This window comes from Lautropia dentalis, from assembly GCF_003892345.1.
Lineage (GTDB): Bacteria > Pseudomonadota > Gammaproteobacteria > Burkholderiales > Burkholderiaceae_E > Lautropia > Lautropia dentalis.
Window position 1 is genome coordinate 29,069 of record NZ_RRUE01000002.1, and the last position, 26,312, is coordinate 55,380.

The 26,312-nt window shown below is 64.0% G+C and carries 21 protein-coding genes; 9 read left to right on the plus strand and 12 right to left on the minus strand.

What is annotated here, in order from left to right; translation table 11 throughout:
* Positions 1-248: 248 nt before the first annotated feature.
* A complete protein-coding gene (locus EHV23_RS08145) occupies positions 249-1,091 on the plus strand; it encodes a TOBE domain-containing protein (RefSeq protein ID WP_203228951.1) in 843 nt (280 codons plus the stop codon).
* Between the two features lie 198 nt (positions 1,092-1,289).
* Here EHV23_RS08145 and EHV23_RS16060 read toward each other — a convergent pair whose 3' ends face one another.
* The 9 genes from EHV23_RS16060 to EHV23_RS08200 form a co-directional block, all read right to left on the minus strand.
* A complete protein-coding gene (locus EHV23_RS16060) occupies positions 1,290-2,225 on the minus strand; it encodes a response regulator (protein WP_238990389.1) in 936 nt (311 codons plus the stop codon).
* Between the two features lie 141 nt (positions 2,226-2,366).
* Positions 2,367-4,769, minus strand: coding sequence for a HAMP domain-containing protein (locus tag EHV23_RS08160; RefSeq protein WP_238990390.1), 2,403 nt, complete (start codon positions 4,767-4,769; stop codon positions 2,367-2,369).
* Positions 4,770-4,929: 160 nt separating this feature from the next.
* Positions 4,930-5,676: a peptidylprolyl isomerase gene (locus EHV23_RS08170; RefSeq protein ID WP_125095644.1), complete on the minus strand. Its 747-nt coding sequence runs from the start codon at positions 5,674-5,676 to the stop codon at positions 4,930-4,932.
* Between the two features lie 135 nt (positions 5,677-5,811).
* Positions 5,812-6,495, minus strand: coding sequence for a respiratory nitrate reductase subunit gamma (narI, locus tag EHV23_RS08175; RefSeq protein ID WP_125095645.1), 684 nt, complete (start codon positions 6,493-6,495; stop codon positions 5,812-5,814).
* Between the two features lie 11 nt (positions 6,496-6,506).
* Entirely contained in the window at positions 6,507-7,148 is a 642-nt protein-coding gene (narJ, locus tag EHV23_RS08180) for a nitrate reductase molybdenum cofactor assembly chaperone (protein WP_203229026.1), read from the minus strand.
* A complete protein-coding gene (narH, locus tag EHV23_RS08185; protein WP_125095647.1) occupies positions 7,148-8,719 on the minus strand; it encodes a nitrate reductase subunit beta in 1,572 nt (523 codons plus the stop codon). The genes narJ and narH overlap by 1 nt, the downstream gene beginning before the upstream one ends.
* Positions 8,719-12,477: a nitrate reductase subunit alpha gene (locus EHV23_RS08190; protein ID WP_125095648.1), complete on the minus strand. Its 3,759-nt coding sequence runs from the start codon at positions 12,475-12,477 to the stop codon at positions 8,719-8,721. Before EHV23_RS08190 ends, narH begins: the two co-directional genes overlap by 1 nt.
* Before the next feature lie 238 nt (positions 12,478-12,715).
* Positions 12,716-14,098: a NarK family nitrate/nitrite MFS transporter gene (locus tag EHV23_RS08195; RefSeq protein ID WP_125095649.1), complete on the minus strand. Its 1,383-nt coding sequence runs from the start codon at positions 14,096-14,098 to the stop codon at positions 12,716-12,718.
* A 223-nt stretch (positions 14,099-14,321) separates the two neighbouring features.
* Positions 14,322-15,620 (minus strand): MFS transporter, encoded by a 1,299-nt coding sequence (locus tag EHV23_RS08200; RefSeq protein ID WP_125095650.1) that lies wholly within the window; start codon positions 15,618-15,620, stop codon positions 14,322-14,324.
* An 840-nt stretch (positions 15,621-16,460) separates the two neighbouring features.
* Between EHV23_RS08200 and EHV23_RS08205 the strand changes: the two genes are divergently transcribed.
* From EHV23_RS08205 to EHV23_RS08245, 8 genes are all read left to right on the plus strand, one after another.
* Positions 16,461-17,477 carry a Dyp-type peroxidase gene (locus EHV23_RS08205; protein ID WP_125095651.1) on the plus strand — a complete coding sequence of 339 codons (1,017 nt, stop codon included), beginning with the start codon at positions 16,461-16,463 and terminating at the stop codon, positions 17,475-17,477.
* A 207-nt stretch (positions 17,478-17,684) separates the two neighbouring features.
* On the plus strand, positions 17,685-19,373 hold the full coding sequence (gene pilB, locus EHV23_RS08210) for a type IV-A pilus assembly ATPase PilB (RefSeq protein ID WP_125096767.1): 1,689 nt from the start codon (positions 17,685-17,687) through the stop codon (positions 19,371-19,373).
* 169 nt (positions 19,374-19,542) lie between these two features.
* Complete coding sequence (locus tag EHV23_RS08215; RefSeq protein WP_125095652.1) at positions 19,543-20,790, plus strand: type II secretion system F family protein; 1,248 nt, start codon at positions 19,543-19,545, stop codon at positions 20,788-20,790.
* 68 nt (positions 20,791-20,858) lie between these two features.
* A complete protein-coding gene (locus EHV23_RS08220) occupies positions 20,859-21,908 on the plus strand; it encodes a prepilin peptidase (protein ID WP_125095653.1) in 1,050 nt (349 codons plus the stop codon).
* 82 nt (positions 21,909-21,990) lie between these two features.
* A complete protein-coding gene (coaE, locus tag EHV23_RS16065; protein WP_238990391.1) occupies positions 21,991-22,782 on the plus strand; it encodes a dephospho-CoA kinase in 792 nt (263 codons plus the stop codon).
* Between the two features lie 238 nt (positions 22,783-23,020).
* Entirely contained in the window at positions 23,021-23,776 is a 756-nt protein-coding gene (zapD, locus tag EHV23_RS08235) for a cell division protein ZapD (protein WP_125095654.1), read from the plus strand.
* Between the two features lie 84 nt (positions 23,777-23,860).
* Positions 23,861-24,076 (plus strand): DNA gyrase inhibitor YacG, encoded by a 216-nt coding sequence (locus tag EHV23_RS08240; RefSeq protein WP_125095655.1) that lies wholly within the window; start codon positions 23,861-23,863, stop codon positions 24,074-24,076.
* Positions 24,077-24,081: 5 nt separating this feature from the next.
* Complete coding sequence (locus tag EHV23_RS08245) at positions 24,082-24,357, plus strand: XRE family transcriptional regulator (RefSeq protein WP_125095656.1); 276 nt, start codon at positions 24,082-24,084, stop codon at positions 24,355-24,357.
* Here EHV23_RS08245 and EHV23_RS08250 read toward each other — a convergent pair.
* The 3 genes from EHV23_RS08250 to EHV23_RS08260 are packed head-to-tail and all read right to left on the minus strand — an operon-like array spanning position 24,323 to position 26,300.
* Entirely contained in the window at positions 24,323-24,676 is a 354-nt protein-coding gene (locus EHV23_RS08250) for a HEPN domain-containing protein (RefSeq protein WP_238990392.1), read from the minus strand. The genes EHV23_RS08245 and EHV23_RS08250 overlap by 35 nt on opposite strands.
* Positions 24,677-24,690: 14 nt before the next feature.
* Positions 24,691-25,029, minus strand: coding sequence for a nucleotidyltransferase domain-containing protein (locus tag EHV23_RS08255; protein WP_125095658.1), 339 nt, complete (start codon positions 25,027-25,029; stop codon positions 24,691-24,693).
* 41 nt (positions 25,030-25,070) lie between these two features.
* Positions 25,071-26,300, minus strand: coding sequence for an NUDIX domain-containing protein (locus EHV23_RS08260; protein ID WP_125095659.1), 1,230 nt, complete (start codon positions 26,298-26,300; stop codon positions 25,071-25,073).
* Between the last annotated feature and the right edge of the window lie 12 nt (positions 26,301-26,312).

Sequence of the window (26,312 nt, forward strand, 5' to 3'; positions counted from 1 at the left end):
ATGGAAGTCTGTCCACTGGAGACTTGTTCTGACCCATAGGGCGAGGTACACGGTACTCCGTCATAAAAAACCGGGCATACCCTGAAGCAGCACCAGACGTCATAAAATAAAACATATGACGAACAGCATGGCATGTGTAAAGATATCAATACGCAATACCCGAAAATCGCTATAAACCACTCCCAATAACGAATCCTTTTTCTCTGGATTCAGCACCATCCATCACCCCATTTCAGCCGGAAAGCACCATGACTCACGAAAAAACCTCATCTGTCACAGAAAAACAGAACAGTCATGCCATAGAATTGCACGGCTCCATCTGGATGACGGTCGGTGGTACGAATTTCGGCGGCAAGGGGCGCATCGGCCTGCTTGCCCAGATTGCCGAAAGCGGTTCCATCTCGAAGGCAGCCAGGGCCATCGGCATGAGCTACAAGGCCGCCTGGGATGCCATCGACCTCATGAACAACCTGGCCGGCCAGCCCCTCGTCGAACGGGTGGTGGGCGGCAAGGGGGGTGGAGGGACACGCCTGACCCGGCGTGGCCAGCAGTTGATCGACAACTTCAACATCCTCGAAAACGAACATCGTCGCTTCGTCGAACAGCTGTGTGCCCAGGCAGACGGCATCGCCGACGACTACCTGCTGATACGGAGAATGAGCATGAAAACCAGCGCACGCAACCAGTTCCAGGGCAAGGTCAGCGCCTTCCACCGCGGCGCTGTCAATGACGAGATCGAGCTGGAAATCCCGGGCGGCCACCGGATCGTCGCCACCATCACCCACGAAAGCTCGGAAAGCCTGGGCCTGAAGGTCGGTTCGGAAGCGTTTGCCCTGGTCAAGGCCTCATCGGTCATTCTGGCCACCGGCAACGACGGCATGCGCCTGTCTGCCCGCAACCATCTGGCCGGCAACATCACCCGCGTGCAACCCGGTGCCGTCAACACCGAAGTGACCCTCGAAATCGGTACGGGCGTCACCGTGGCTGCCGTCGTCACCAACGAAAGCGCGCAGGAACTGGCCTTGGCCGAAGGCCAGCGTGCCGAGGCCATCTTCAAGGCCTCCAGCGTCATCATCGGCGTGCCGGCCTGAGCAGCCCCTCCGCACCGGGCCGGCCATGGTCGTTTCGACCCGGCGCCTTGCCCGGTATCTCCCCATCAGGGCGCCTCTTCGCGAGGCGCTTTTTCTGATATTGGCCATTCACAGGCCCAGGCAGATCCTGCCCTGGGCAATGCCGGCAGCGCACGCATGCTGCTGGCCGGGATGAACACCCTCCTGACGCGCGGGTGATCAACCGCCGCCCGACAGGCCGTTCTCCACGGCGTAGACGGCAATCTGCACCCGGCTGGTGAGGCCCGTCTTCTTCATGATGTTCTGGACGTGAATCTTGACCGTGCTCTCGGCCACGTCCAGCCGCCGGGCAATTTCCTTGTTGCTCTCGCCCCGGGCCAGACACTGCATAATCTCGCGCTCCCGGGCCGTGAGGCGCACCGGCGCCATGCCGCCATCTCCCCCGCTACCGGCCTCGGCCATTGCACCACCCATGGGTGGGGGCGACATGATGCCATCGGCCATGCGTCCGCCAGACAGACCGGTACGCCCGTCCGCCAGCGGGCTACCACCAGCCCCATCGGACAGCGATGCGCGGCCGGACACCGAAGCGCCCCCCGGCATCGACGCATCGCCAGACACTGCTGCACTGCCGGACATCGGTGTACTGCCGGAAACCGAAGCACCACCGGCCGCCAGGGCATCCATGCCGGCGTCGGGATCACCAGCCAGTGGCGGCGAACCGCCAGCCGTCTGTGAGCGAAACTGCTCGACCAGCTTGACCGTCATCGAGTCGGAAATGACCGGCTCGCCGCGCTTGGCCTTGCGGATGGCGGTGACCAGCGTGTCGGCCTCGATGTTCTTGGTGAGGTAGCCCACCGCACCGGCCTGCAGCGCCTGGGCCAGCTCCTCGCCCTCTTCCGACACGGTGAGAATGACCACCTGCGACTGCGGCACATCCTGCGTGAGCAGGTGCAGGGTTTCCAGTCCCGACAGGCCCGGCATGTTCAGGTCGAGCAGGATCACGTCCGGGCGCAGGGCCTTGGCGCGCTTGAGCCCCTCCAGCCCGTCGGAGGCTTCGGCCACGATCTGCAGATCGGTTTCGCGCTGCAGCAGCTGGCGCACGCCCGAGCGAAACAGGTTGTGATCGTCGACAAGCAGAATGCTGATGCTCATGCAGATAGAAGCGGACAGCGCCGCGGCCAGGTGGAACTTTGCAGCATGACACAGCCAGAAGAATACGCCATGATCCAGATCAGCCAACGACGGGGCCATCCACCAGCAAGGCAGCCCATCGCGCACACCATGATGTGCCGGTCAGGACACCAGCCTGTCTTCATGCGCCAGCATGAGTGACACCTCGGTACCGTTGCCCGGGGCGCTGCACATGTCCAGTTTTCCGCCCAGGCGCGCAGCTCGCTCCCGCATGATCGACAGCCCCACGTGCGGCGCCGTGCGGGAAGCCACTTCCTGTGGATCATACCCCCTGCCGTTGTCGAAAATGAGCATGACGAAATCGCGGTGGTTGTCGATACGCACCGTGACATGGGTGGCCTGCGCATGCTTGCGCACGTTGGAAAGTGCCTCCTGCAGGATGAACAGGATCTGCAGCTGCTGCTCGGGATGCAGCGGCGCGCCATTGCGGTCATCCACCAGCAGCTCGACTTCCGTGCCGGTCTGACGGCGGAAACGGTCGATGGTGTCGTCCACCGCCTTGCGCAACGAGCCCTCGGCCAGACGCGTACGGAAATTCTGCAGCAGCTCGCGTACGTCCTGATAGCTTTCCGAGACGCCCGTTTTCAGGAGCGGAACGATTTCCTCCACTTCCTCCCAGCGACGGTGCTGCACGGCGCCGCCCAGCATCTGCGTCTGCAGGTTCAGGAAATTCAGCCCCTGCGCCAGACTGTCGTGCAGCCCCTGCGCCACCAGGTTGCGCTCTTCGGCCACCGCCAGCTGGCGGGCCTTGGCGCCCAGCCGCAGGTTGTCCAGCGCCACACCCAGGTGCTGGCCCATCATCTCGAGCAGCTGCACCTCGCGTTCGGTCATGCTGGTGCGTTCGCGGAAATGCAGCGAAAAGGTACCCAGCGTGGCCTTGGGTGTGACGATCTGAAATACCGACACCCCCTGAAAACCATCCCGCATGCAGCCGATTTCCTCGGGGCGGGGCAGCTTGCGGAAATCCCGGATGACCATCGTGCCCTGCTGCGTGGCCTCGCCGCAGAAGCAGGCATTGGTGCGCATGCAGTGTTCGCTTTCTTCCAGCGCCGACGAAAACCCCAGCGACACCACGATGTGCAGCCGCTCGCCACTGGGGTCCAGCACACGGATGCTGGCCGCCGCCGCATGGAATTCGTCCATCACCCGTTCCAGAAAACCACGGCACAGGGCCTCGATGTCGTTGGGCTTGTTCAGAAAGGCCGTCATGCCGTAGAGCGCACTGAGCTGACGGTTCTGACGCTCGAGTTCGGCAGTTTTCTGGCGCACGTGCTCGCCCAGGTCCTCGTACAGGCTCTGCAGCTGGCCGGCCATGTGGTTGAAGCCCTGGGCCATCACGCCCAGCTCATCGGTATTGGTCACAGGAACCCGCACGGAAAAATCACGCTCCGCCATGCGGCGAATGCCGTCGTGCAGCGACTGTACGGGCCGGATGATCCAGCGATACAGCAGAAAGACCACCGCCAGCGTGCCCAGGCAGGCCATGACGATCAGCACGCTCTGCGAGCCACGCAGTCGGGTGGTGTTGCGGGCATTGCCCGTTTCGAGCATGCGCACCAACCGGTCGGCCTCATCGACGAAGCCATCGAGCTGGTTCAGGTAGGCCCGCACATCCCCATCGTGCAGGGCCTGCTGCGCCAGCTGCGACATGGCTTGCCAGCGTTCGGTAACGGCCTGGAACTGCTGGCGAACGGCCGAATCGGTAGACAGGAAGAAGGGCCGTCCGGGTACCCCCTCGGCAAAGCGGCCCAGAATGCGCCCCTGCTGCTGCAGGTCGTGCCGCACATCCAGGGTGGCGGCCTGCACGGCCTGCCGGAATGTGGCCTGTGCCTGCGAAGCATCCGGTACAGACCGGGCGCCTGCCGGTTGCGGGGTTCCGCCTGAAGGCGTCGCAGGAAGAAGAGAAGGCGCGTGATCCTCTGCCGGCTGCGGAGCACCGGTTGCCGGCCGTGCCTCCGGCCCGGCCGCGGACGCGGACGCGGACGCGTGAGACGGTGAACCGTTCGACGCCTGCTGCAGGGCCGCCAGCGCCTGCTGCCGCTGCAGCAGGTGCAGGCCGATGCGGTTGGCGCGCATGCGCAGGCTGCCGGTTTCGTTGATGGCCGCCGCCGCGCCTTCGAGCTGCCACGACAGCCACAGCGTACCGAACACCATGCCCAGCACGAGAATGAGCGCCACCACCGAGGTGGTGACGATACGGGTGGAGAGCCGGTTCTTCCAGGCCGGCCGGCTGGCCACGGGTGACAGCGCGCCCGGCCCCTGATCCGGCGATGGCGAGTCTGCCGTACCCTCCCTCGGGGCGCTGTCTGATGCGTGCCGAGGAGTCCCCGACCCGTCATCCGGCCCGGCCGCTGCACGGGATACCCCCACGCCGGTCGAAACACCAGCCGCAACGCCGAGCGCACCATCCGCTGCGGCGCCGGACGCACCACCAGCCGTGAGACGGCCGGCGCCCGTACGAGCGCCGGCCCCGGCAGAAGCATCAAGCGGCAATACGCTGTCCATGTTCAACCCTGTTCTGCTCCGGCCTGCGGGATTGCAGCAGCACGGCTCCGACCGGCCCACCAGTCATCGAAACGGGCAGGCTACCGTTCATTGAAACGGGTGGGCCACCAGCGTCGCCCCCGAAACGGACAAGCGACCAGTACCTGCCCCTGCAGTGGACCTACTGCACCAGCGGCGTGTCGACCCCCTCCAGATCGATCCCTTCGATTTTGGCACGCCCCAGCAGTACCTGCACATACTGGCGCCAGGCGGCATCCCGACTGGCGGCCAGCAGGGCCTGTGCAATGGCTTCGTGCACCTGTTCGAAGGGCAGCTGCCGCCCCTCGTCCCGGCGGTTGACCCGCACGATGTGCAGGCCGTAGCGGGTTTCGATCAGCGCCTCGGCGATGGTGCCCGGCGTGATGCGCCAGAGCGCGGCCTCGAACTCGGGCACGGCCTCGCCCCGGACCATCTGCCCGAGTGCGCCACCATTTTCGGAGGATGGACAGTTGGAGCGCTCGGCAGCCAGCGCCTCGAATCGTTCCGGATGGCTGCGCACCAGCGCCAGCGTCTCATTGGCAAACTCGCGCAGGGCATCGAGCGGCGTGTTTTCGGCCACGGCAAACAGGATGTGGTCGGCATCCACCCAGCCGCCCACCCGGAAACGCTCGGGATGCTGGTCGTAATAGCGGCGGCAGCTGGCCTCATCCACCGTGGGAACGCTGACCTGCGTGGACAGCAGCCAGTCGGCCGCCTCCTCGGCATCCTGCACCGGATGCCCCAGCTCGGCCGCCTCGTCCAGCATCACGCGCTTCAGGGCCAGCGCGATGCAGGCGCTGCGCAGCGGCTGCGGCGTATCCTGGTGATGGGGCAGTTCTGCCTCCACTTCGGCATCGGTGAATTCCGAACCATTGACGGTAATTGCCACGATCTGTCCTCAAAAGACGTGCCGGGCGCAGCCATGCCGCGCCCGACCCCATAATCAGGGGCAGGCAGCACCACAGCGATGCCACCCGCCCGTTCAGTGTGTTATGGACCCGGCCGGCCCCAGGGACGGTGCCGTTCAGCGCTGGCGCACCAGCTGCCAGGCACGGCCCAGATAGCCCAGCGAGGCAAAGCCGCTCCAGACGTGCACCAGACGGGTGAACGGGAACAGGATGAACAGCGTCATGCCCATGAACATGTGCAGCTTGAAGATGATGCTCACATCGACGATCTGCTCGGCTGCCTTGCCATTGAAGGTGATGATGTACTGTGCCCAGGTCATCAGCTTCACCATCTCGTGGCCATCCATGTGGCCGGCCGACACGAAGATGGAGGAAAGCCCCAGCAACAGCGTGAGCAGGATCCAGACCAGCAGAACCTTGTCACCGGTGGAAGTGACCGCCCGGATGCGGGCGTTGGTGATGCGCCGGTACAGCAGCATGCCCAGACCGAGCAGGCACAGCGAGCCCATGATGCCGCCCGCCGTCATGGCCAGCCCCTGCTTGAAGCTGTGGGGCACACCCAGTGCATCCCAGACCGCCACCGGCGTGAGCAGGCCCACCAGGTGCCCGAAGAACAGGCCGATGATACCCACGTGGAAGAAGATGTTCCCCCAGCGCATCGTGCCCGTGTAGAGCAGCTGCGAACTCTGGCTCTTCCAGGTGTACTGCTCGCGCTCGAAGCGCACCAGGCTGCCCAGCAGGAAGATGCTGAGCGCAATGTACGGGTAGATCCCGAAGAAAAACGTGTGCCAGTAACTCATGACATCTCTCCTTACCGGTAGAACTTCACCGTCTGCACCATGCCGTTGTCGGGCTTGAGCAGCGGCTCGGTCCCGTCATCGCCCGGCCCCATCCGGTCGAGCAGGGTTTCCATGTCGCGTGCCGGTGCGTCTTCCATGGGCTGCGGCACCACGGGCGAGAGCGTCTGCAGCACGCCGAAGATGCAGGCGTAGGGGTTGCCCTTCTGCACCAGCCGGTCGCCCACCAGGGCCACCACGTTCACGGCGTCGCCGAGCAGCTGGGCGGCCCTGTCGGCCTCCAGCATGCTCAGAAATTCCAGGAACAGCGGCAGGTAGTCGGGCATTTCACAGGCACTGCCCGGCCGGTCGTCCGGCTCGAAGCCATGACGCTGGTATTCGCGCAGCAGGTCGAGCAGCGCATCACCCCGGTCGCGGCTCTCGCCATGGATGTGCTCGAACAGGTACAGCGAGTTGTGGCGCGAACGGTCGAAGTCGGCCACATACGCTTCCTGCAGCGCGATCAGATCGTGGCTGCGCAGATGGTCGATCAGCGGCTGCAGCTGGGTGCGAATCTCGGGGGTTTCGTCCAGCGCCGTCTCGATTTCGGGCAGCGCCCCGATCAGCTCGGCCTCCGGATAGCTGAGGAGGGCCGACAGAATGCGATAGATGATCATCATGACTCCTGCTTTTCAGTTTGGCGCGGCCGTTTCAGCTGCAGATGGATGACATCGACCTTCGGCTGCTTGTTCTTGCCGAAGAGCGAACCGTCCGAATAGCCCGACGAGCAGCCGTTGCCGAAGCTGAAGCCGCAGTCACCGGTACTGCTGAAGTTGCGCTCCACTGCAGCGCGGTAGCTGGTGGGAATGACGAAACGGTCTTCGTAGTTGGCGATGGCCATGGTCTGGTACATGTCCTCCACCGTGTCGGCATCCAGCCCCACACGGTCGAGCACGGCCTGCGAGCCCTGGCCGTTGATCATCTCGCCGCGCTTCCAGGCACGCATGGCGACCATCCGTTCCAGTGCCTTCACGATCGGTGCTTCTTCGCCGGCCGTCAGCAGGTTGGCCAGATAGCGCACCGGAATGCGCAGGCTCTTCACGTTGGGGATGATGCTGCCTTCCACCACCTCGTGCGGCATCTGCTTGTTCTCGGCTGCGCTCTGGATGGGCGAGAGCGGCGGGATGTACCACACCATCGGCAGCGTCCGGTATTCCGGGTGCAGCGGGAAGGCCACTTCCCACTTCACGGCCATCCGGTACACCGGCGACTTGCGGGCCGCATCCAGCCAGGAATCGGGAATGCCTTCCTTGCGGGCCGCCTCGATGACGGCCGGATCGTTCGGGTCGAGGAAGCAGTCGAGCTGGGCCTTGTAGAGCTGCTTGTCGTCGGGCACGGCAGCAGCCGCCTCGATGCGGTCGGCGTCGTACAGCATCACGCCCAGATAGCGGATACGGCCCACGCAGGTTTCCGAGCACACGGTGGGCTGACCCGCCTCGATCCGCGGATAGCAGAACAGGCATTTCTCGGCCTTGCCCGACTGCCAGTTGAAGTAGATCTTCTTGTACGGGCAGCCCGAGATGCACATCCGCCAGCCGCGGCACTTGTCCTGGTCGACCAGCACGATGCCGTCTTCCTCGCGCTTGTACACCGAGCCGGACGGGCACGAGGCCACGCAGGTCGGGTTCAGGCAGTGCTCGCACAGGCGCGGCAGGTACATCATGAAGGTGTTCTCGAAGGTGGAGTACATCTGCTTCTGCACCCCTTCGAACAGGTGGTCCTGGCTGCGCTTGCTGAATTCGCCGGCCAGGTCGTCCTCCCAGTTCGGGCCCCATTCGATCTTGTCCATCTTCTCGCCGGTCAGCACCGACACCGGCCGTGCAGTGGGCGGCGTTTTCATGCGCGGCGCGTTCTGCAGGTGCTGGTAGTCGTAGGTGAACGGCTCGTAGTAGTCGTCGATGGCAGGCAGGTTCGGGTTGGCAAACAGGTTGGCCAGAATGCGCAGCTTGCCACCCTGGCGCGGTTCCAGCTTGCCACTCTCGGTGCGGACCCAGCCCCCGTTCCATTTCTTCTGGTTTTCCCACTGTTTGGGATAACCGATGCCGGGCTTGGTCTCGACGTTGTTGAACCAGGCGTATTCCACGCCGTCACGGCTGGTCCAGACGTTCTTGCAGGTCACCGAGCAGGTGTGGCAACCAATGCACTTGTCCAGATTCAGCACCATTCCGATCTGTGCACGTACTTTCATCAGGCAACTCCTTGTGCAGTTTCGGCCACGAGATCCTTTCCGCCGGCATCCACCGGGGTATCCATCCAGTCGACCTTCGACATCTTGCGCAGCACCACGAACTCGTCACGGTTGCTGCCAATGGTGCCGTAATAGTTGAAACCATAGGCGAGCTGGGCATAGCCGCCAATCATGTGGGTGGGCTTGAGCACGGTACGCGTGACGGAGTTGTGAATGCCGCCGCGCTTGCCGCTGAGCTGCGAGCCCGGGGTGTTCACGATCTTTTCCTGCGCGTGATACATCACGCACATGCCCTTGGCGATCCGCTGGCTGACGATCACCCGGCAGGCGATCACACCGTTGCTGTTGAACACCTCGATCCAGTCGTTGTCGACGATGTTGGCGCGTTTGGCGTCCTCTTCCGAGATCCACACGTGCGGCCCCCCGCGGCTGAGCGACAGCATGCGCAGGTTGTCCGAATACGTGCTGTGGATGCCCCACTTCTGGTGCGGCGTGAGAAAGTTCAGTGTGATCTCCGGGTTGCCATTCGATTTGGCGCCGAACATGCTGGCCGTGGACTTGGTGTCGATGGCCGGACGGTAGACACAGAAGCCTTCGCCGAAATCCAGCATCCAGCGGTGATCCTGATAGAACTGCTGGCGGCCGGTGATGGTGCGCCACGGGATCAGCTCGTGCACGTTGGTGTAGCCGGCGTTGTAGCTGACTTCTTCCGATTCCAGCCCGGACCACGTCGGTGCGGAGATGATCTTGCGCGGCTGCGCAATGATGTCGCGGAAGTGGATCTTGTCGTGCTCGCGGCCCACCGCCAGGTGCGTGTGGTCGCGGCCCGTGATCTTGCTGAGCGCCTCCCAGGCCTTGACGGACACGTGACCGTTGGTCTCGGGTGCCAGCTGCAGGATCATTTCTGCAGCATCGATGGCCGTATCCAGACGTGGCCGGCCCTTGCTCACCCCCTCCTCATGCACCGGGTGGTTGAACGTGGTCAGCTCGTGGATCTCGTGCTCGGTGTTCCAGTTGATGCCCTTGCCGCCATTGCCCAGCTTGTCCATCAGCGGGCCGATGGAGGTGTACTTGCGATGGATATCGTTGTAGTTGCGCTCGACCACTACCATGCTGGGCGCCGTCTTGCCCGGGATGAGATCGCACTCACCCTGTTTCCAGTCCTTCGGCGCAAACGGCTGCCCCAGTTCTCCCGGGGTGTCGTGCAGCAGCGGCACCAGCACGATGTCCTTGCGGGTACCCAGGTACGGACCACCGATCTCGCTGAACCGTTTGGAAATCAGCTTGTAGATCTCCCAGTCGGTCTTGCTTTCCCACAGCGGCGTGACGGCCTCGGACAGCGGGTGGATGAACGGGTGCATGTCGGACGTGTTGAGGTCGTCCTTCTCGTACCAGGTGGCCGTGGGCAGGATGATGTCGGCGTACAGACAGGTGGTGCTCATCCGGAAGTCCAGCACCGTCACCAGATCCAGCTTGCCCTCTTCCGGCATCTGGTCGGGGGTTTTCACCTCGGTGGGACGGATGGCGTCGTTCTCGTCGGAGAAGACCGCATTCTGTGCCCCCAGCAGATACTTGAGGAAGTACTCGTGCCCCTTGCCGCTGGAGCCCAGAATGTTGGAGCGCCAGACGAACATGTTGCGGGGGAAGTTCTTCGGATTTTCCGGATCGTCACAGCTCATGCGCACCGAGCCATCCTTCAGGCCGCGCACCAGATAATCCACCGGTTTCTCGCCAGCCTTCTCGGCGGCATCGACGATGTCCAGCGGGTTGGTCTCGAGCTGCGGGGCCGACGGCAGCCAGCCCATGCGTTCGGCGCGGGCGTTCAGGTCGATCATCGACAGGTTCTTCAGCTTCTCGCCCTCGGAACCCGGTGCCAGGATTTCCTCCACATGCAGCTGCTCGTGACGGTACTGGCCCGTGTGGGCGTAGAAGAAGCTCGTGCCGTTCATGTGGCGCGGCGGCCGCGACCAGTCCAGACCGAAGGCCAGCGGTGCCCAGCCGAACTGCGGACGCAGTTTTTCCTGCCCCACGTAGTGTGACCAGCCGCCCCCGCTCTGACCCACGCAGCCGCACATCATCAGCAGGTTGATGATGCCGCGATAGGCCATGTCGGTGTGATACCAGTGGTTCAGACCGGCCCCCACGATGACCATGCTGCGGCCCTTCGTGTCGTGCGCGTTCTGCGCAAACTCGCGGGCCACCTGGATCACGCGTGCCGGCGGCACCCCGGTGTGCTTTTCCTGCCAGGCCGGCGTGCAGGGCACATCGTCCTCGTACGACTGCGCCACGTTGGGACCACCGAAGCCCTGGTCCACGCCGTAGTTGGCCAGCTGCAGGTCGTACACGGTGGCGACCTTCACCTTCGAGCCATCGGCCAGCGTCAGGTTCTTCACCGGCACGTTGCGCGACAGCAGGGCGTCCTTCTCGCCACCGAAATAGGCGAAGTGTACGGGCACCACTTCGTCGTGTGCATCCTTCAGGCTCAGCAGCGGGTCGATTTCCTCCCCCGTGCCGCCATCGCGCATCTCCAGGTTCCAGCGGCCCACCTTGCCGGTATTGGCCTTGTCCTCGCCCCAGCGGAAACCGATGGTGCCGTTGGGCGCCACCATGCGGCCCGACTTGCCGTCGATCAGGATGGTCTTCCACTCGGGGTTGTTGGCTTCACCGAGGTTGTCGACCAGATGCGAGGCACGCAGGAAGTAGTCGGGCACCAGCTTGCCACCTTCATCCTTCAGCAGCACCAGCATCGGCAGGTCGGTGTACTGCTTGCAGTAATCGACGAAGTACTGCGACGGGTTGTCGCGATGGAACTCGGTCAGTACCACGTGGCCCATGGCGAGCGCCAGCGCGGCATCCGTCCCCTGGCGCGGTGCCAGCCAGATGTCGCTGAACTTGACCATTTCGCCGAAGTCCGACGACACGGCCACCGTCTTCGTGCCCTTGTAGCGCACCTCGGTGTAGAAGTGGGCGTCCGGGGTACGGGTCATCGGCACATTCGAGCCCCATACCAGCAGGTAGCCCGAGTTGTACCAGTCGGCCGATTCCGGCACGTCGGTCTGTTCGCCCCACACCTGTGGGCTGGAGGGCGGCAGGTCACAGTACCAGTCGTAGAAGCTCAGGCAGGCCCCGCCAATCAGGCTCAGGTAACGGGCGCCCGAGGCATAGCTGATCATCGACATGGCCGGGATGGGCGAGAAACCCACCACCCGGTCCGGGCCGTGATGCTTGATGGTGTAGGCGTTGGCAGCCGCGATGATCTCGGTAGCGGTGTCCCAGTCGGCCCGCACGAAGCCGCCCAGGCCGCGCACGCTCTTGTAGCGGCGTGACCTCCTCGGGGTCTCGACGATGTGCGCCCAGGCGGCGATGGGATCCAGCTTCTCGCGATATTTCTTCCACATCGCCATCAGCTCGCCACGGATCATCGGGTGCTTGACCCGCTGGGCCGAATAGACGTACCAGCTGTAGGACGCCCCCCGCGGACAGCCACGCGGCTCGTGGTTGGGCAGGTCCGGGCGGGTGCGTGGATAGTTGGTCTGCTGGGTCTCCCAGGTGATCAGACCACCCTTCACATAAATCTGCCAGCTGCACGAGCCGGTACAGTTCACACCGTGGGTGGAACGTGCGATCTTGTCGTGCTGCCAGCGCGAGCGGTAGGTCTTTTCCCAGGCACGGTCTTCGTTGACGACCTCGCCATGGCCTTCCGAGAAGGTCGACTTGACCCGCGACAGGAACTTCAGCCGATCCAGAAAATAACTCATATCCTGTACCTTATCTACACAAGGGCAGGCAGCCGGTATCTGCCCACCACAAACCATTTGCCGAAACGGAGAGGAACGTCATGCAGCGTGTCCGGTCCGTTTCGTCCTTTCCGGGAGCCGGCCGCTGCCCGGCACTGCCGGCTGGCAACCCGCTCCCTGCGGCCCGTCCGGTTTCCGGCTGGGCCAGCGGCCGGATCCGGGGAAGCGCGTTTCGCGGCATCACCCGGACCCACCCCGTTCAGCACGGTGTCCGTGCCCCCTTGCGGGCATAGAACCACCAGGTCACCACCACGCAGCTCAGATAGAACAGGATGAAGGCGTACAGCGCGCCATTCACCGAGCCCATCAGCTCCAGCGAGGTGCCGAACGCCTTCGGGATGAAGAAGCCGCCATAAGCGCCCACGGCTCCCGAAAAGCCCAGCACCGCCGAGGCCTCCTTGTTGCCCTGGATAATGGCTGCCTTCTGTGCCTCCTCCGTCTTTTCTGCATCCAGCGACCGGGCCGTCAGGAAGATCACCGGGATCATCCGGAAGGTCGAGCCATTGCCGATGCCGGTCAGTGCAAACAGCAGGATGAAGAGCCCGAGGAAGGCCGGGAAACTGCCGGCACTGTCACCCGAAGGCAGCGTGAACAGCACACCGATCACGGCCAGCACCATCAGGATGAAGGTGTAGAGCGTGACATGGGCACCACCTCCGAAACGGTCGGATATCCAGCCACCGACCGGTCGCGTGAGAGCACCCACCAGTGGTCCCAGGAAGGCGTACTGCGTGGGATTCACATCCGGAAACTGTGACTGCGTCAGCAGCGCCAGCCCGGCAGAAAAGCCAATGAAGGAACCGAAGGTGCCCACATACAGCCAGCACATCAGCCAGTTGTGCTTGCGTTTGAAGATGATGGCCTGATCACGGAACGATGCCTTGGCATCGGCAATGTCGTTCATGCCGAACCAAGCCATCAGGGTCGCCAGCAGGATGAACGGCACCCAGACGAAGCCGGCATTCTGCAGCCACAGGTGCTGTCCGGCACCATCCTTGACGGGCAGACCGTCACCGGTGAGGCCACCCAGCATGGCGCCCGAGATGACCGTCGGCACCAGAAACTGCGCCAGGCTCACGCCCAGGTTGCCGATACCGGCGTTCAGACCGGTTGCCGTGCCCTTTTTCAGCTTGGGAAAGAAAAAGCTGATGTTGGCCATGCTCGAGCTGAAGTTGCCACCGCCGAAACCACAGAGCAGCGCCAGCACCAGCATCGTGCCGTAGCTGGTGGAGGGGTCGCGCAGCGCAAAGCCCATGCCCAGTGCGGGAATCAGCAGGCTGAGCGTGGAGATCACCGTCCAGCGGCGTCCACCGAAAATGGGCACCATGAAGCTGTAGAACACCCGGAAGGTGGCACCAGACAGGGCCGGCAGGGCCGTCAGCCAGAACAGCTGGTTCTTGGAGAAGTTGAAGCCCACCTTGTTCAGGTTGACCGTCACCACGCTCCACAGCACCCAGATGGCAAACGCCAGCGTCAGCGCAAAAATGGAAATCCACAGGTTGCGCTGGGCGATGGCAGCCCCTTTTTCTTTCCAGAATTCGGGATTTTCGGGATCCCAGTGTGTGAGAACGTGAGCAGACATGAATGTGTCTCCGGGGTTGGGCCACCCGGCAGGCGGCCCCTTGTCGGGGGATGTCACGGCCGGGAGTCATGACACCCGGTTGTTCGGTTCGGGGGGTGACCTGCCGGAAGGCGGCCAGAACGGTGTCCTGATGGTTTGGGTCGCGGGCAGGTTCAGCGTGGATGGGGGAGGCAGGGGACCGGCGGACCGGCACAGGGCCGTCCGCCGGCGTGCCGGGGAAAGGTCAATGGGCCTTCACCCCCTGGGCATGAACGGCCTGGCTCCCGGCCTCATCGCGGGGGTTCTTCACATCGCTGTAGCGGCTGAAGTGCATCCAGATCAGGCTGACCGACACGGTGCCGAACAGCAGCATGAAGCAGCTGGAGCGGATGCCGGTGAGGTCCAGCGCAATGCCGAAGAGCACCGGCAGCAGGAAGCCGCCCAGACCGCCGGCCAGGCCGACCACGCCCGAGACGGCACCGATGTTGTCGGTGAAGTCATCGGAAATGAACTTGAAGACGGAAGCCTTGCCGATGGCGGTGGCAATGCCCATCAGGAACAGCAGGAAGGTGAACACCCACGGGTTGTGGCCGATGTGAAAGCTCACCGGACCATCGACGGTGCCGATGGTCAGGTCGGTCTGCGGATAGCTGAGGAAGAAGAAGCAGATCCACATGATCCAGAGCACGTACCAGGTGGTCCTGTAGGCACCGGCACGGTCGGAGATCCAGCCCCCGATGGCACGCAGCACGCCACCGGGCAGCGAGAAGCAGGCAGCCAGGAAGGCGGCCAGCTGGATGCTGAAGCCGAATTCGTTGATGTAGTACTTGGTCAGCCACAGGGCCAGTGCCACATAGCCACCGAACACCACCGAGTAGTACTGGCAGTAGCGCCAGACGCGCGGGTCGCGCAGCACATGCAGCTGGGCCTTCAGCGAGGTGGCACTGGGTACGTTGTGTGCCGGGTTGGTGCGCGAGAACATCCAGAAGATGCAGGCCGTGGCGGCCATGCCGGCGGCATAGACCTTCGGCACGAAGGTCCAGGTGCCGGCGTAGGCGATCAGCGGCGGGGCGATGAACTTGGTCATGGCCGAGCCGGAGTTGCCGGCCCCGAAGATGCCCATGGCCAGCCCCTGCCGGTCCCGCGGGAACCAGCGGGCCACGTAGGGCGTGCCCACCGAGAACGAGCCCCCGGCCAGACCCACGAACAGCGACAGCACGAGGAACTGCCAGTATGCGGTGGCGTAGGACATCAGCCAGATGGCCGGTACGGTGCAGAGCATCAGCACGAACAGCACGATGCGGCCACCGAAACGGTCGGTCCAGATGCCCAGCGGCACCCGCACCAGCGACCCCGTCAGCACCGGCATGGCCGTCAGCAGGCCAAACTGGGTTTCGTTCAGGCCCAGCTGTTCCTTGATGGGGATGCCCAGCACCGCAAACATCATCCACGCCGCGAAACAGACGGTAAATGCAAAGGTACTGGAAGCCAGTACGGAATAGGCCCCCTTGGGGATCGGAGAATGCTGTACGTGCGCATTCATGGTGCGTAAGGTCTCGTTGTTTGTGCGGGAAGACGGCAGCAGCACGCCCTCCCGATGGATATACGCAGACAGGGGCAGCACTGGGGAAACTCAGGAGTTGGCCCGTTGCCCGCCAGGGCCGCAGCGGGTTTGGGAGATGCGCACCTGCACTTTCCCGGTGTTGCCCGCCGTGATGGCAGGCCATCCGGCCGGAACCTCTGCGCGCTGCTCCGGCCTTGGATGAAATGTAGGCTTTATGCGCAGCAGCCACCATTCCCCAGAGGAAGAGGTTTTCCCTGGACACCGGATGAAGGAACTAGTTCCAAAGAACTAGTCAGCATGAAAATGCATACACTTTCATGCATCCATTAACAAAACGGCGCCTCTACATTGATGAAACGCATATTTGATGAATCAAATAAAAACGAAACGCATATGCAAATCGCTGTTTTCAAGCCTCCATGCCCGTGATGGCGGCCATTCATGCCGGCAACCAGGAACGCCCTGTCCACCCTCGCAGGACAGCACGGCCTGAATCGGCACGTCGTTAGTCTGTCATGAATGAAAATAATTGACGATATGCGTCGATGTCCGGTTTTTCGTCTGCATCGGGTTTGGCATCAGACCGGTGGTGACCGGGTACACGGGGCGTGCTGGTGCTCCATGCCTAAAATGGCGCCTCCAGCCGCGACGCGGCAGCAGCCCGGAGTAGCGTCAGCACCACCCCGGTTGCATGGCCAGGCAGTACGACCCGACCATGCGGTACCGCAGCAGCGCCACAACAGGGCGCGGGCCGGATACAGGCCTTTCACGGTTCCGCACGTTCCCCCTTCCTCCGATTCATCCAGACACCGAAACCCCATGAGCGATTCTTCCCTTCCCCGCTGCCCGGCCAGCGATGGCACCGCCCCGTCCCGGGCACCCGCCCAGTGCCAGGCCACCGCGCAGCCCCAGCCGGTCGTGCAGTCGGCCGGCCAGGCGGCCATGTTCATCGTCATGTCCATCAGCCAGCACGGCAACGCCTGCGACACGGTGCGCGAGGCCCTCGGCGGGCTGCCCGCCATCCTGCGCAGCCTGAATTTGCGGCTGCCCGATGCCCACCTGAGCTGCATCACCGGCATCGGTGCCGATGCATGGCCGCGGCTCTTCCCGGATCTGCCGGCCCCCGCCGGCCTGCATCCGTTTCGTCCGCTGAACGGCGCGAAGCACCAGGCGCCGGCCACCCCGGGTGACCTGTTCTTTCACATCCGCGCCACCCGCACCGACGCCTGTTTCGAGCTGGCCATGCGGCTGCGTGAATCGCTGGGCGATGCCGTCGAACCGGTGGACGAGGTGCATGGCTTCCGTTACATGGACGCCCGCAGCATGGTGGGCTTCGTGGACGGCACCGAGAACCCGCAGGGTGACGAGGCCGTCGAAGCCACGCTGATCGGCGACGAAGACCCAGCCTACTCCGGCGGCAGCTATGTGATCGTGCAGAAGTACCTGCACGACATGGCGGCCTGGAACGCCCTGCCGGTGGCCGAACAGGAGAAGGTGATCGGCCGCACCAAGTACGACGACGTGGAGATGGCCGACGACGTGAAGCCCTCCAACTCGCACATCGCGCTGAACGTGATCGAGGACGAGAACGGCGAGGAGATGGCCATCCTGCGCGCCAACCTGCCCTTCGGCAACCCGTCACGCAACGAATACGGCACCTTCTTCATCGGCTATGCACGCAACCTCGGCACCATCGAGCAGATGCTGACCAACATGTTCATCGGCCGCCCGGAGGGCAATTACGACCGCCTGCTCGACTACAGCACGGCGGTGACGGGCTCGGCGTTCTTCGTGCCGGCAGAGAGCTTCCTGACGGAGCAGCTGGGCGACGGCTGAGGCCGGGCGGAACAGGCAGACACCGTTCGTAGCAGGGGGCCGTCCGTTGGGCGCATGGAAGCGCCGCAACGGATGCAATGACGGGCGCGGCACGGCACACTGATGGGCCTGAAAAATGTTCCGTTCCATGAGGACAGGTTGCCCGTGTCTGCAAATCTTCAACCCCATGCAAAACCCGACCATGCTGGCAAGGCCGAACCCGCGCCCATGCCGGGTCTGGCCCGGGTGCTGATCCAGCACCAGCTGCTGTCGGCCGAGCAGGCCCGCGAGGCGCTGGCCAAGGTGCAGGCAACCGAGAACGGCAACCTGCTCGACGAGCTGGTCATCAACAGCAAGGTGCTGAACCCGGCCCGGCTGGCGCTCTTCCTGGCCGAAACCTTCGGCATGCCGGTAATGGATCTGGCCAGCCTGGACTTTGCCACGCTGCCGCTGGACCAGATCGACCGCAAGCTGCTGGCCGAGACGCGGGTGATTCCGCTGATCAAGCGCGGCAACCGCCTCACGGTGCTGCTGTCGGACCCGACCGACCACCAGGCCATCGAGCGGGTGAAGTTCCAGCAGCAGGCCATCATCGACCCCATCGTGGTCGAGCACTCCAAACTGGTCAAGCTGATCCAGAACCTGGACCAGAGCACGGCCGACAAGCTGGCCGACCTGATCGGCGACGTGGAAGAGGAAGCCGGCGTGACCGACGGCGCCGTGGCTCTGGAAGACAATGCCGACGTGGACGACGCCCCGATCGTGCGCTTCCTGCAGAAGGTGCTGATGGACGCCATCCAGGGCGGTGCCTCGGACATCCACTTCGAACCGTACGAAAAGTTCTATCGCATCCGCTTCCGGGTGGACGGCGAGCTGCGCGAGATCACCCAGCCACCGCTGGTGATCAAGGACAAGCTGGCTTCGCGCATCAAGGTCATCTCGCGGCTGGACATCTCGGAAAAACGGGTGCCGCAGGATGGCCGGATGAAGCTGGTGATCTCCAGCAACCGCGCCATCGATTTCCGGGTCTCCACGCTGCCCACGCTGTTCGGCGAAAAGATCGTGATGCGTATTCTGGACCCGTCGTCGGCCAAGCTGGGCATCGATGCCCTGGGCTACGATCCGGACCAGAAAAAGGCACTGACCGAGGCCATTGCCCGCCCCTACGGCATGGTGCTGGTGACGGGCCCGACCGGTTCCGGTAAAACCGTGTCGCTCTACACCTGCCTGAACATCCTGAACCAGCCCGGGGTGAACATCGCCACCGCAGAGGACCCGGCCGAGATCAACCTGCCCGGCATCAACCAGGTCAACGTCAACGACAAAGCGGGCCTGACCTTTGCGGCCGCGCTGAAATCCTTCCTGCGTCAGGATCCGGACATCATCATGGTGGGTGAGATCCGGGACCTGGAAACCGCCGACATCGCCATCAAGGCCGCGCAGACCGGTCACATGGTGATGTCCACGCTGCACACCAACGACGCACCGACCACGCTGACCCGTCTGATGAACATGGGTGTGGCACCGTTCAACATCGCCTCGTCGGTCATTCTGATCACCGCGCAGCGTCTGGCCCGCCGCCTGTGCACGCAGTGCAAGCAGCCGGTGGATCTGGACGACGATGCCCTGCTGGCCGCCGGCTTTTCCGAAGACGATCTGGACGGCAGCTGGCGCCCGTACAAGGCCGTGGGCTGCGAGCGCTGCAATGGCTCGGGCTACAAGGGCCGGGTGGGCATTTATCAGGTGATGCCGATTTCCGAAGAGATCCAGCGCATCATCCTCAATTCCGGCAATGCCATGGAAATTGCCGCCCAGGCCAAACGCGAGGGCGTCAACGATCTGCGGACCTCGGGGCTGATCAAGGTAAAACAGGGCCTGACCACCATCGAGGAAGTGCTGGGCGTGACGAACGAATAAGACATCCTTCCATCCAACGGCAGTTTCATGACGCGCCCGCCCGCACCCTGAGCACCGCCAGCCCCTGGCAGCAGCACATGGCCCGCAGACAGGCGCATCCCGCAAGGACAGGCACATCCCGCCAGTTTTCCCGACGACCGAAACGCATACACCGGAGTGACACACTGACATGGCAGCCACAACGACAGCCGCAGCCAGGGCTGCGCGCGAGAAACCGAAGGTCAAGGAATACACCTTCGTCTGGGAGGGACGCGACCGGGCAGGCAAGACGCTCAAGGGCGAGACCCGTGCCAGCGGCGAAACGGTGGTGGTGAACACCCTGCGGCGCCAGGGCATCGTGGTGACGCGCATCAAGAAGCAGCGCTACAAGGCCGCGCGCGGCAAGATCCAGGACAAGGACATCACGCTGTTCACCCGCCAGCTGGCCACCATGATGAAGGCCGGCGTGCCGCTGCTGCAGGCCTTCGACATCGTGGCCAAGGGGACCGACAACGGTGCGGTGGCCAAGCTGTTCACCGACATCAAGGCCGATGTGGAAACGGGTACCTCGCTGTCGCAGGCCTTCCGCAAATACCCGCTGTATTTCGACAACCTGTTCTGCAACCTGGTGGGTGCCGGTGAACAGGCCGGTATTCTGGACGACCTGCTGGACCGGCTGGCGATGTACAAGGAGAAGATGGAGGCCATCAAGGCCAAGATCAAATCCGCCCTCTTCTACCCGACGGCCGTGATGGTGGTGGCCTTCATCGTGGTGGCAGTGATCATGCTGTTCGTGGTGCCGGCCTTCAAGAGCGTGTTCGAGAGCTTCGGCGCCGACCTGCCGGCCCCCACGCTGTTCGTGATGGCGCTGTCCGATTACTTCGTGGCCAACTGGTACATCATCTTCGGGGGTATCGGTCTGGGCATCTACTTCTTCCTGCAGGCGTGGAAGCGCTCGCCGAAGATGCAGATGTTCATGGACCGCCTGTTCCTGAAGCTGCCCATCTTCGGTCCGGTGATCCGCAAGGCCACCATCGCCCGCTGGCTGCGCACGCTGTCCACCATGTTCGCCGCCGGTGTGCCGCTGGTGGAGGCGCTGGATTCGGTGGGCGGTGCCGCCGGCAACGTGGTGTACCTGCAGGCCACCAAAAAGATCCAGCAGGAAGTGTCCACCGGTACCAGCCTGACCGTGGCCATGAACAATGCCAACGTGTTCCCGAACATGGTGCTGCAGATGGCCTCGATCGGCGAGGAATCCGGTTCGCTGGATTCGATGCTGGGCAAATCGGCCGACGTGTACGAGCGCGAGGTGGATGATGCGGTGGAGGGGCTGTCGTCCCTGATGGAACCGCTGATCATGGTGGTGCTGGGCACGCTGATCGGCGGCCTGGTGGTGGCCATGTACCTGCCGATCTTCAAGCTGGGTCAGGTGGTGTAATAACATCCGACAGGACGCGGGGGCGGTCAGGCTTTGCCGGCCGCCCCTGTTCATTTTCAGGGCAGAACATGGGTATCGAGGACATCTACTGGATCACGCCGGAATTCTCGGTGGCGGTGGCCGGCATCGTCGGGCTGCTGGTGGGCAGCTTTCTGAACGTGGTCATCCACCGGCTGCCGCTGATGATGCAGCGGCAGTGGGAAGACGAGATGCAGGCGATGATGGCGGAAACCGCCGCACGGCAGACGCCAGACGGGACCGGGGAAGCTTCGGCCGTGCCCGCAGACGGCGTAACCATGTCGCGGCAGGAACATCCCGGCACGGCAGCGAGCGAGGCACAGGCCCCGGCACCTGCACATGCAGCTGGTGCCCCGTCCCCTGTACCTGCTGGCAGCGCCCCCCGGGAAACCTTCAACCTGATGGTGCCGCGCTCGCGCTGTCCGCACTGCGGCCATCAGATCACGGCGCTGGAGAACGTTCCGGTGCTGTCGTGGCTGTGCCTGCGCGGAAAATGCCGGCAGTGCCGCACCCCCATTCCGGTGCGCTATCCGGCGGTGGAGCTGCTGACGGGCGTACTGGCTGCAGCCAGCGTGTGGCACCTGGGCTTTGGCATCACGGGCATTGCAGCCGCGCTTTTCTGCTGCGTGCTGGTGGCGCTGACCTTCATCGATTTCGACACGCAACTGCTGCCCGACAGCCTGACGCTGCCGCTGCTGTGGGGCGGGCTGCTGCTCAATCTCACCAGCGGAGCCATGGCGCCGCTGTCCGATGCCGTCATCGGCGCCATGGCCGGCTACCTGTCGCTGTGGAGCGTGTACTGGCTGTTCAGACTGCTCACCGGCCGCGAGGGCATGGGCTATGGCGACTTCAAGCTGCTGGCCGCGCTGGGCGCATGGTTCGGCTGGCAGGCACTGCCCGCCATCATCCTGATGTCGTCGGTGATCGGTGCGGTGGTGGGGGTTTCGCTGATCGTGTTCCGCAACCACGGGCGCCAGCAGCCCATTCCGTTCGGCCCGTATCTGGCCGGTGCCGGGCTGGCCATGCTGTTCTTCGGCGGGCAGGTGATGGCGCTGATGGGCATGGGGGCGCCCGTATCGGTGATGGCCACGGGTGGATGACGGCCACGGACGGGTAATGGCCACGGGCGAGTGACGGCCAGAGGCGGATGACGGCCAGACGTCTGCCCGTCACAATAACCACATGAAAACAGAACATGATCTGCTGACCATCGGCATCACCGGCGGCATCGGCAGCGGCAAGAGCGCGGTGGCCGACCTTTTCATCCGGCATGGCGCAGCGCTGATTGATACCGATGCCATTGCCCACGCACTGACGGCACCGGGCGGCGGCGCCATCGGGGCCATCCGGCAGGCGTTTGGTGACGGCATGATCGCCCCGGACGGCCGCATGGACCGGGCAGCGATGCGGGCACGGGTGTTTGCCGATCCGCCCGAACGCAAACGGCTGGAAGGCATTCTGCATCCGCTGATCCAGCAGGAGGCGCAGCGGCAGCTGGCCGCGCTGGCAGGCGCGGGCCTTCAAACAGCGGCTTCCCACACGGCAGACCTCCAGACGGCAGACACAGCCGGTGCCGGCATGCCCCCAGGCACCGCCCCTGCCGGAAAGCAGACCACGACGGGTGTGGAACGCGCAGACATCCACACCACGACAGCTGAAGAACGCCCTGCCTCCCTGGTTCACCGCCCGCCCTACGTGCTGGTGGCCGTGCCGCTGCTGGTGGAGTCGGGGCACTGGCAGCAGCGCGTGGACCGGGTGCTGGTGGTGGATTGCCCGGAGGACGTCCAGGTGGCGCGGGTGATGGCCCGCTCGGGGCTGGCAGAGGCGCAAGTACGGGCGATCATGGCCTCGCAGGCCAGCCGGGAACGTCGTCTGGCCGTGGCCGACGACGTAATCGACAACGGCGGCAGCCTGGAAGAAACGGCGGCGCAGGTGGCGGCCCTGCACCAGCGGTATCTGACGCTGGGGACATAGCCCGCCCTGCTTCGCCTGTTTTCAGCCATCCGGCGGCTGGCGGGCGACGGCTGGCTGGAGCGGCCTGTCGGGAAGGTTATCATCGGGGGGATCGGCAGGGGAGACACGGCGCGTGCCGTGAACGCATGCGTCCCCGCGGCACACCACGGGTGTTTCCCCTGCTTCGAAGCTTCGACGTGCTGCACCGGTCCGCGCATGATGACCGGCCAGCACTGCCTCTGCCTCACCCAGTAAGCCCATGATCATCTACCTGCACCCCTTCAACGAACGGGTCCGCACCATGCTGCGACTCGACGAGCTGTATCGCCGCTTCGAGCGGCTGGTGTCGCGCAACGATGCGCTGTCGCACCATGCGGCGCTGGGCGCGCTGTTCGAGATCATGGAGCTGTCGTCGCGTGCCGAGGTACGCACGGACCTGCTGCACGAGCTGGAGCGCCAGCGGCAGACGCTGATGTCGTTCCGGGATGATCCGGACGTGGCCGTGGATGCGCTGTCGTCCATTCTGGACGAGATCGAGGATGCCGCCACCGCACTGCAGCGCAGTGCCAGCAAGGCCGGACAGTCGCTGCGCGAGAACGACTGGCTGATGAACATCCGCAGCCGCAGCGTGATTGCCGGCTGCAGCTTCCAGGTGGACCTGCCCTTCTATTATGCGTGGCAGCACCGGGCGCCCGAGGAACGGCGCGAGGCCATCATCGAGTGGGCGCGCCCGTTCGGCCCGGTACGCGAGGCGCTGACCATCGTGCTGCGCCTGCTGCGCGAATCGGGCCAGCGCAGCCGGGTCACGTCACAGAACGGCAGCTACCAGCAGCAGCTGGGCGGCAAGACCTACCAGCTGGCCGAAATCCATCTGGACGAGACACTGGGCGCCATTCCGGAGTTCTCGGCCAACAAGTACATGCTGTGGATCCGCTTCGGGCGGCTGGACCGCGAGTTCCAGACCCGGCCCTACGAGGGCAGCGTGGACTTCGAGCTGAGTCTGTGCAATCTGTAAGCCCGTGCTGATGGGATGGATGCCGGCCAGCCTCCCTCTGCGGGGGGAGTTGTGTGCCGCTCTCCCCGTCCCCATCTCCGTTCGATGAGTACCGACGCCCCCACCCCTCGCCGCATCACCGTCAACTGCCCGACCTGTCAGGGACCGGCGCTGTTCGCCCCGGAAAACCGCTGGCGCCCGTTCTGTTCGGAGCGCTGCCGGATGATCGATCTGGGTGCCTGGGCCAATGACGAGTACGTGGTGCCCGGCCAGCCCGTCGAGGCGGATGATGACATTCCGCCGGAGGGGATGCGGCATTGAGCGCAATGTTTGAACAAAGCAGCGGCAATGTCTATGCCGACCTGGGTTATGAGGATCCGGAAGGGATGCAGATCAAGGCCCAGCTCGTGACATACATTGCAGACATCATGAAACGCCGTCGATGGTCACTACGCCAGACCGCGACAACACTGAACTTCGATGAAACGGAACTGTCGCGACTACTGGCTGGACAATTCCGGCACATCAATGCATCCGTGCTGGCATCCCGGCTCCAGAAAGCGAACCTCAGCCAAGAAGCTTTGCTGAAACGGTGGAAATGAAAGCATCCGCCTGCTCGACAAGTTGTCGTGCTTCCTCCTTCTCCACCGGATCGCCGTTGTAGTCAGCAATGAGGCGGGATGTTTCGGCCTGCTTCAACATGCGGCCGGTATCCTTGGGTAACGGGCCGTTTCGCACAAAGCTGTTACTGAACGCATTCAGTACGCCTTTGTGAGTCTTCCCAACGTCCAAACCAACTGTCAACAAAGCGGCGCGGGCCGCATCGAACATCGCATAATACGCCCGATTGCTCGCACCATCTGCATCCCCCGCCTCCAGCAACAATCTGGCAGACCGGATAGCTTGGGCTGCCTTCATCATCAGTGCCTCGGGCGTCATAGCCACACCCCTTCGCTGACGATATTACGCAACAGTGCCGGATTGCTGTGGCGTTCCGGGCTTTGCCATTCATCCAGCCAGATGGGCAGCGGCGAGATGTTGATGCCGGTATCCAGCAGAACATCGTAAGCGATGTCGCCCATTGCCAGCGCGGTACGCATGAGAGGCAGATGCGGACCATCGAGCAGAACAGCAAGGTCGGCATCACTCTCCGGTTGATGGGTACCCCGGGCACGGCTGCCGTAGACAATGGCACCAGCAACGGGATACTGACCGGAAATGCGCCCGAGAAACCTGCGAGCTGCGGCTTCGGTGTCTGAGTCGAGTTTGCCCATGGGTAGATCCTGCCTGCATAAAAAGGCGCTGACCGGCCTTTCTACCACACCCCACGCTGCATGGCCACGCCCTGGGCGCCGGCCTGCAGGGCGTTGGGCAGATGGGCAGGGAGCATACCTCCCAGTGCGTAGACGGGGATGGGGGCAGCGGCCAGCATCTGCGCAAAGGCGGCCCAGCCCAGTCCGGCACTGCCCGGGTGGCTGCGCGTGGGAAGCACCGGGCCGTATACGGCCAGGTCCAGTTGCAGCAAGCCGGCTCGCTGCAGGTCTTCCACGCTGTGGCACGAGGCAGCGATCAGCGGGTATTCACTACGCAATATCTGCAGATTCTTCTGGCCGGCCCAGCCGCACGCAGAAGCCTGCATCTCATTCTGCACATCACCTCCCGACCGGGACAGTGCCCGCAAATCTGCCCCGGTCAGATGCAACCCACCTCGGGTGCGTTCCGCGGCAAGGCGGGCGGCCTGTTCGGGATGGCGACTGCTGACCAGCACGCGCACGTCATGGCCCTCGAGGCGCGCCAGGGTTTCGGTCAGCAGATGCGAGAAGGCGTCTGCGGGCAGGTCGGGCTCACGCAGCAGCAGCAAACGCGGCAAGCTCCGGCTTGCCCAGCGGATCACCGCTGACTCACCGGCATCAGCCCCTGCCGAAGCGGGAGCGTCGCGCTCCGCTTCTGCATCAACGGAAACATCACGCCCCACCGCCGCTACAGAAACGGCTCGAGCAGAAGCCCCCACCCCAGGCACGGCAGGCGCTGCTCTCGAAGAGGCAGCGGCGGATGCCGGTATGGCATGCCCCCCCTCCAGCCACGACGACAGGCGCGCCAGCCACGTGTCGATACCCTGCCCGGCCGCGTCAGAAATGACATAAACCGGCGAGAGCTGCAACCAGCGGATCAGGTCGACGGAGGCCGGCAGCAGCGGGTCGAGGTTGACGGTATCGAGCGCACACCAGGCAAGCTGCTGTCCCTCGCGGCCGCGGGGCTCACCCTCCCATGCCGTGATGCGCCGGAAGAACAGCCGCACGTGGGCGTGTTCGTAGACATGCTCGCGTACCACCCAGGGCGACGAGGCCAGCACGCGGATGCCCAGCTCCTCTTCCAGCTCGCGCGTGACAGCCACTTCGGCGTTTTCGCCGGGTTCGAACTTGCCGCCGGGAAACTCCCACCAGCCTTCATAGGGCTTGCCGGCCGGGCGCTGGGCCAGCAGGACATGGCCGTCCGGACGCATCAGCACGCCGGCGGCAACGTTGACGATTTTGGTCTGGGTCATGAGGCGTATCTT

Bases quoted from the DNA above. Each gene is read 5' to 3' on its own strand.
- EHV23_RS08215 (WP_125095652.1), top strand. From the start codon at position 19,543: ATGGCAGCCACAACGACAGCCGCAGCCAGGGCTGCGCGCGAGAAACCG.
- EHV23_RS08255 (WP_125095658.1), bottom strand. From the start codon at position 25,029: ATGGGCAAACTCGACTCAGACACCGAAGCCGCAGCTCGCAGGTTTCTC.
- narJ (WP_203229026.1), bottom strand. From the start codon at position 7,148: ATGATCATCTATCGCATTCTGTCGGCCCTCCTCAGCTATCCGGAGGCC.
- EHV23_RS08200 (WP_125095650.1), bottom strand. From the start codon at position 15,620: ATGAATGCGCACGTACAGCATTCTCCGATCCCCAAGGGGGCCTATTCC.
- EHV23_RS08195 (WP_125095649.1), bottom strand. From the start codon at position 14,098: ATGTCTGCTCACGTTCTCACACACTGGGATCCCGAAAATCCCGAATTC.
- narH (WP_125095647.1), bottom strand. From the start codon at position 8,719: ATGAAAGTACGTGCACAGATCGGAATGGTGCTGAATCTGGACAAGTGC.
- EHV23_RS08240 (WP_125095655.1), top strand. From the start codon at position 23,861: ATGAGTACCGACGCCCCCACCCCTCGCCGCATCACCGTCAACTGCCCG.
- pilB (WP_125096767.1), top strand. From the start codon at position 17,685: ATGCCGGGTCTGGCCCGGGTGCTGATCCAGCACCAGCTGCTGTCGGCC.
- EHV23_RS16060 (WP_238990389.1), bottom strand. From the start codon at position 2,225: ATGAGCATCAGCATTCTGCTTGTCGACGATCACAACCTGTTTCGCTCG.
- zapD (WP_125095654.1), top strand. From the start codon at position 23,021: ATGATCATCTACCTGCACCCCTTCAACGAACGGGTCCGCACCATGCTG.
- EHV23_RS08260 (WP_125095659.1), bottom strand. From the start codon at position 26,300: ATGACCCAGACCAAAATCGTCAACGTTGCCGCCGGCGTGCTGATGCGT.
- EHV23_RS08145 (WP_203228951.1), top strand. From the start codon at position 249: ATGACTCACGAAAAAACCTCATCTGTCACAGAAAAACAGAACAGTCAT.
- EHV23_RS08220 (WP_125095653.1), top strand. From the start codon at position 20,859: ATGGGTATCGAGGACATCTACTGGATCACGCCGGAATTCTCGGTGGCG.
- EHV23_RS08160 (WP_238990390.1), bottom strand. From the start codon at position 4,769: ATGGACAGCGTATTGCCGCTTGATGCTTCTGCCGGGGCCGGCGCTCGT.
- EHV23_RS08205 (WP_125095651.1), top strand. From the start codon at position 16,461: ATGAGCGATTCTTCCCTTCCCCGCTGCCCGGCCAGCGATGGCACCGCC.
- narI (WP_125095645.1), bottom strand. From the start codon at position 6,495: ATGAGTTACTGGCACACGTTTTTCTTCGGGATCTACCCGTACATTGCG.
- EHV23_RS08245 (WP_125095656.1), top strand. From the start codon at position 24,082: ATGTTTGAACAAAGCAGCGGCAATGTCTATGCCGACCTGGGTTATGAG.
- EHV23_RS08190 (WP_125095648.1), bottom strand. From the start codon at position 12,477: ATGAGTTATTTTCTGGATCGGCTGAAGTTCCTGTCGCGGGTCAAGTCG.
- coaE (WP_238990391.1), top strand. From the start codon at position 21,991: ATGAAAACAGAACATGATCTGCTGACCATCGGCATCACCGGCGGCATC.
- EHV23_RS08250 (WP_238990392.1), bottom strand. From the start codon at position 24,676: ATGATGAAGGCAGCCCAAGCTATCCGGTCTGCCAGATTGTTGCTGGAG.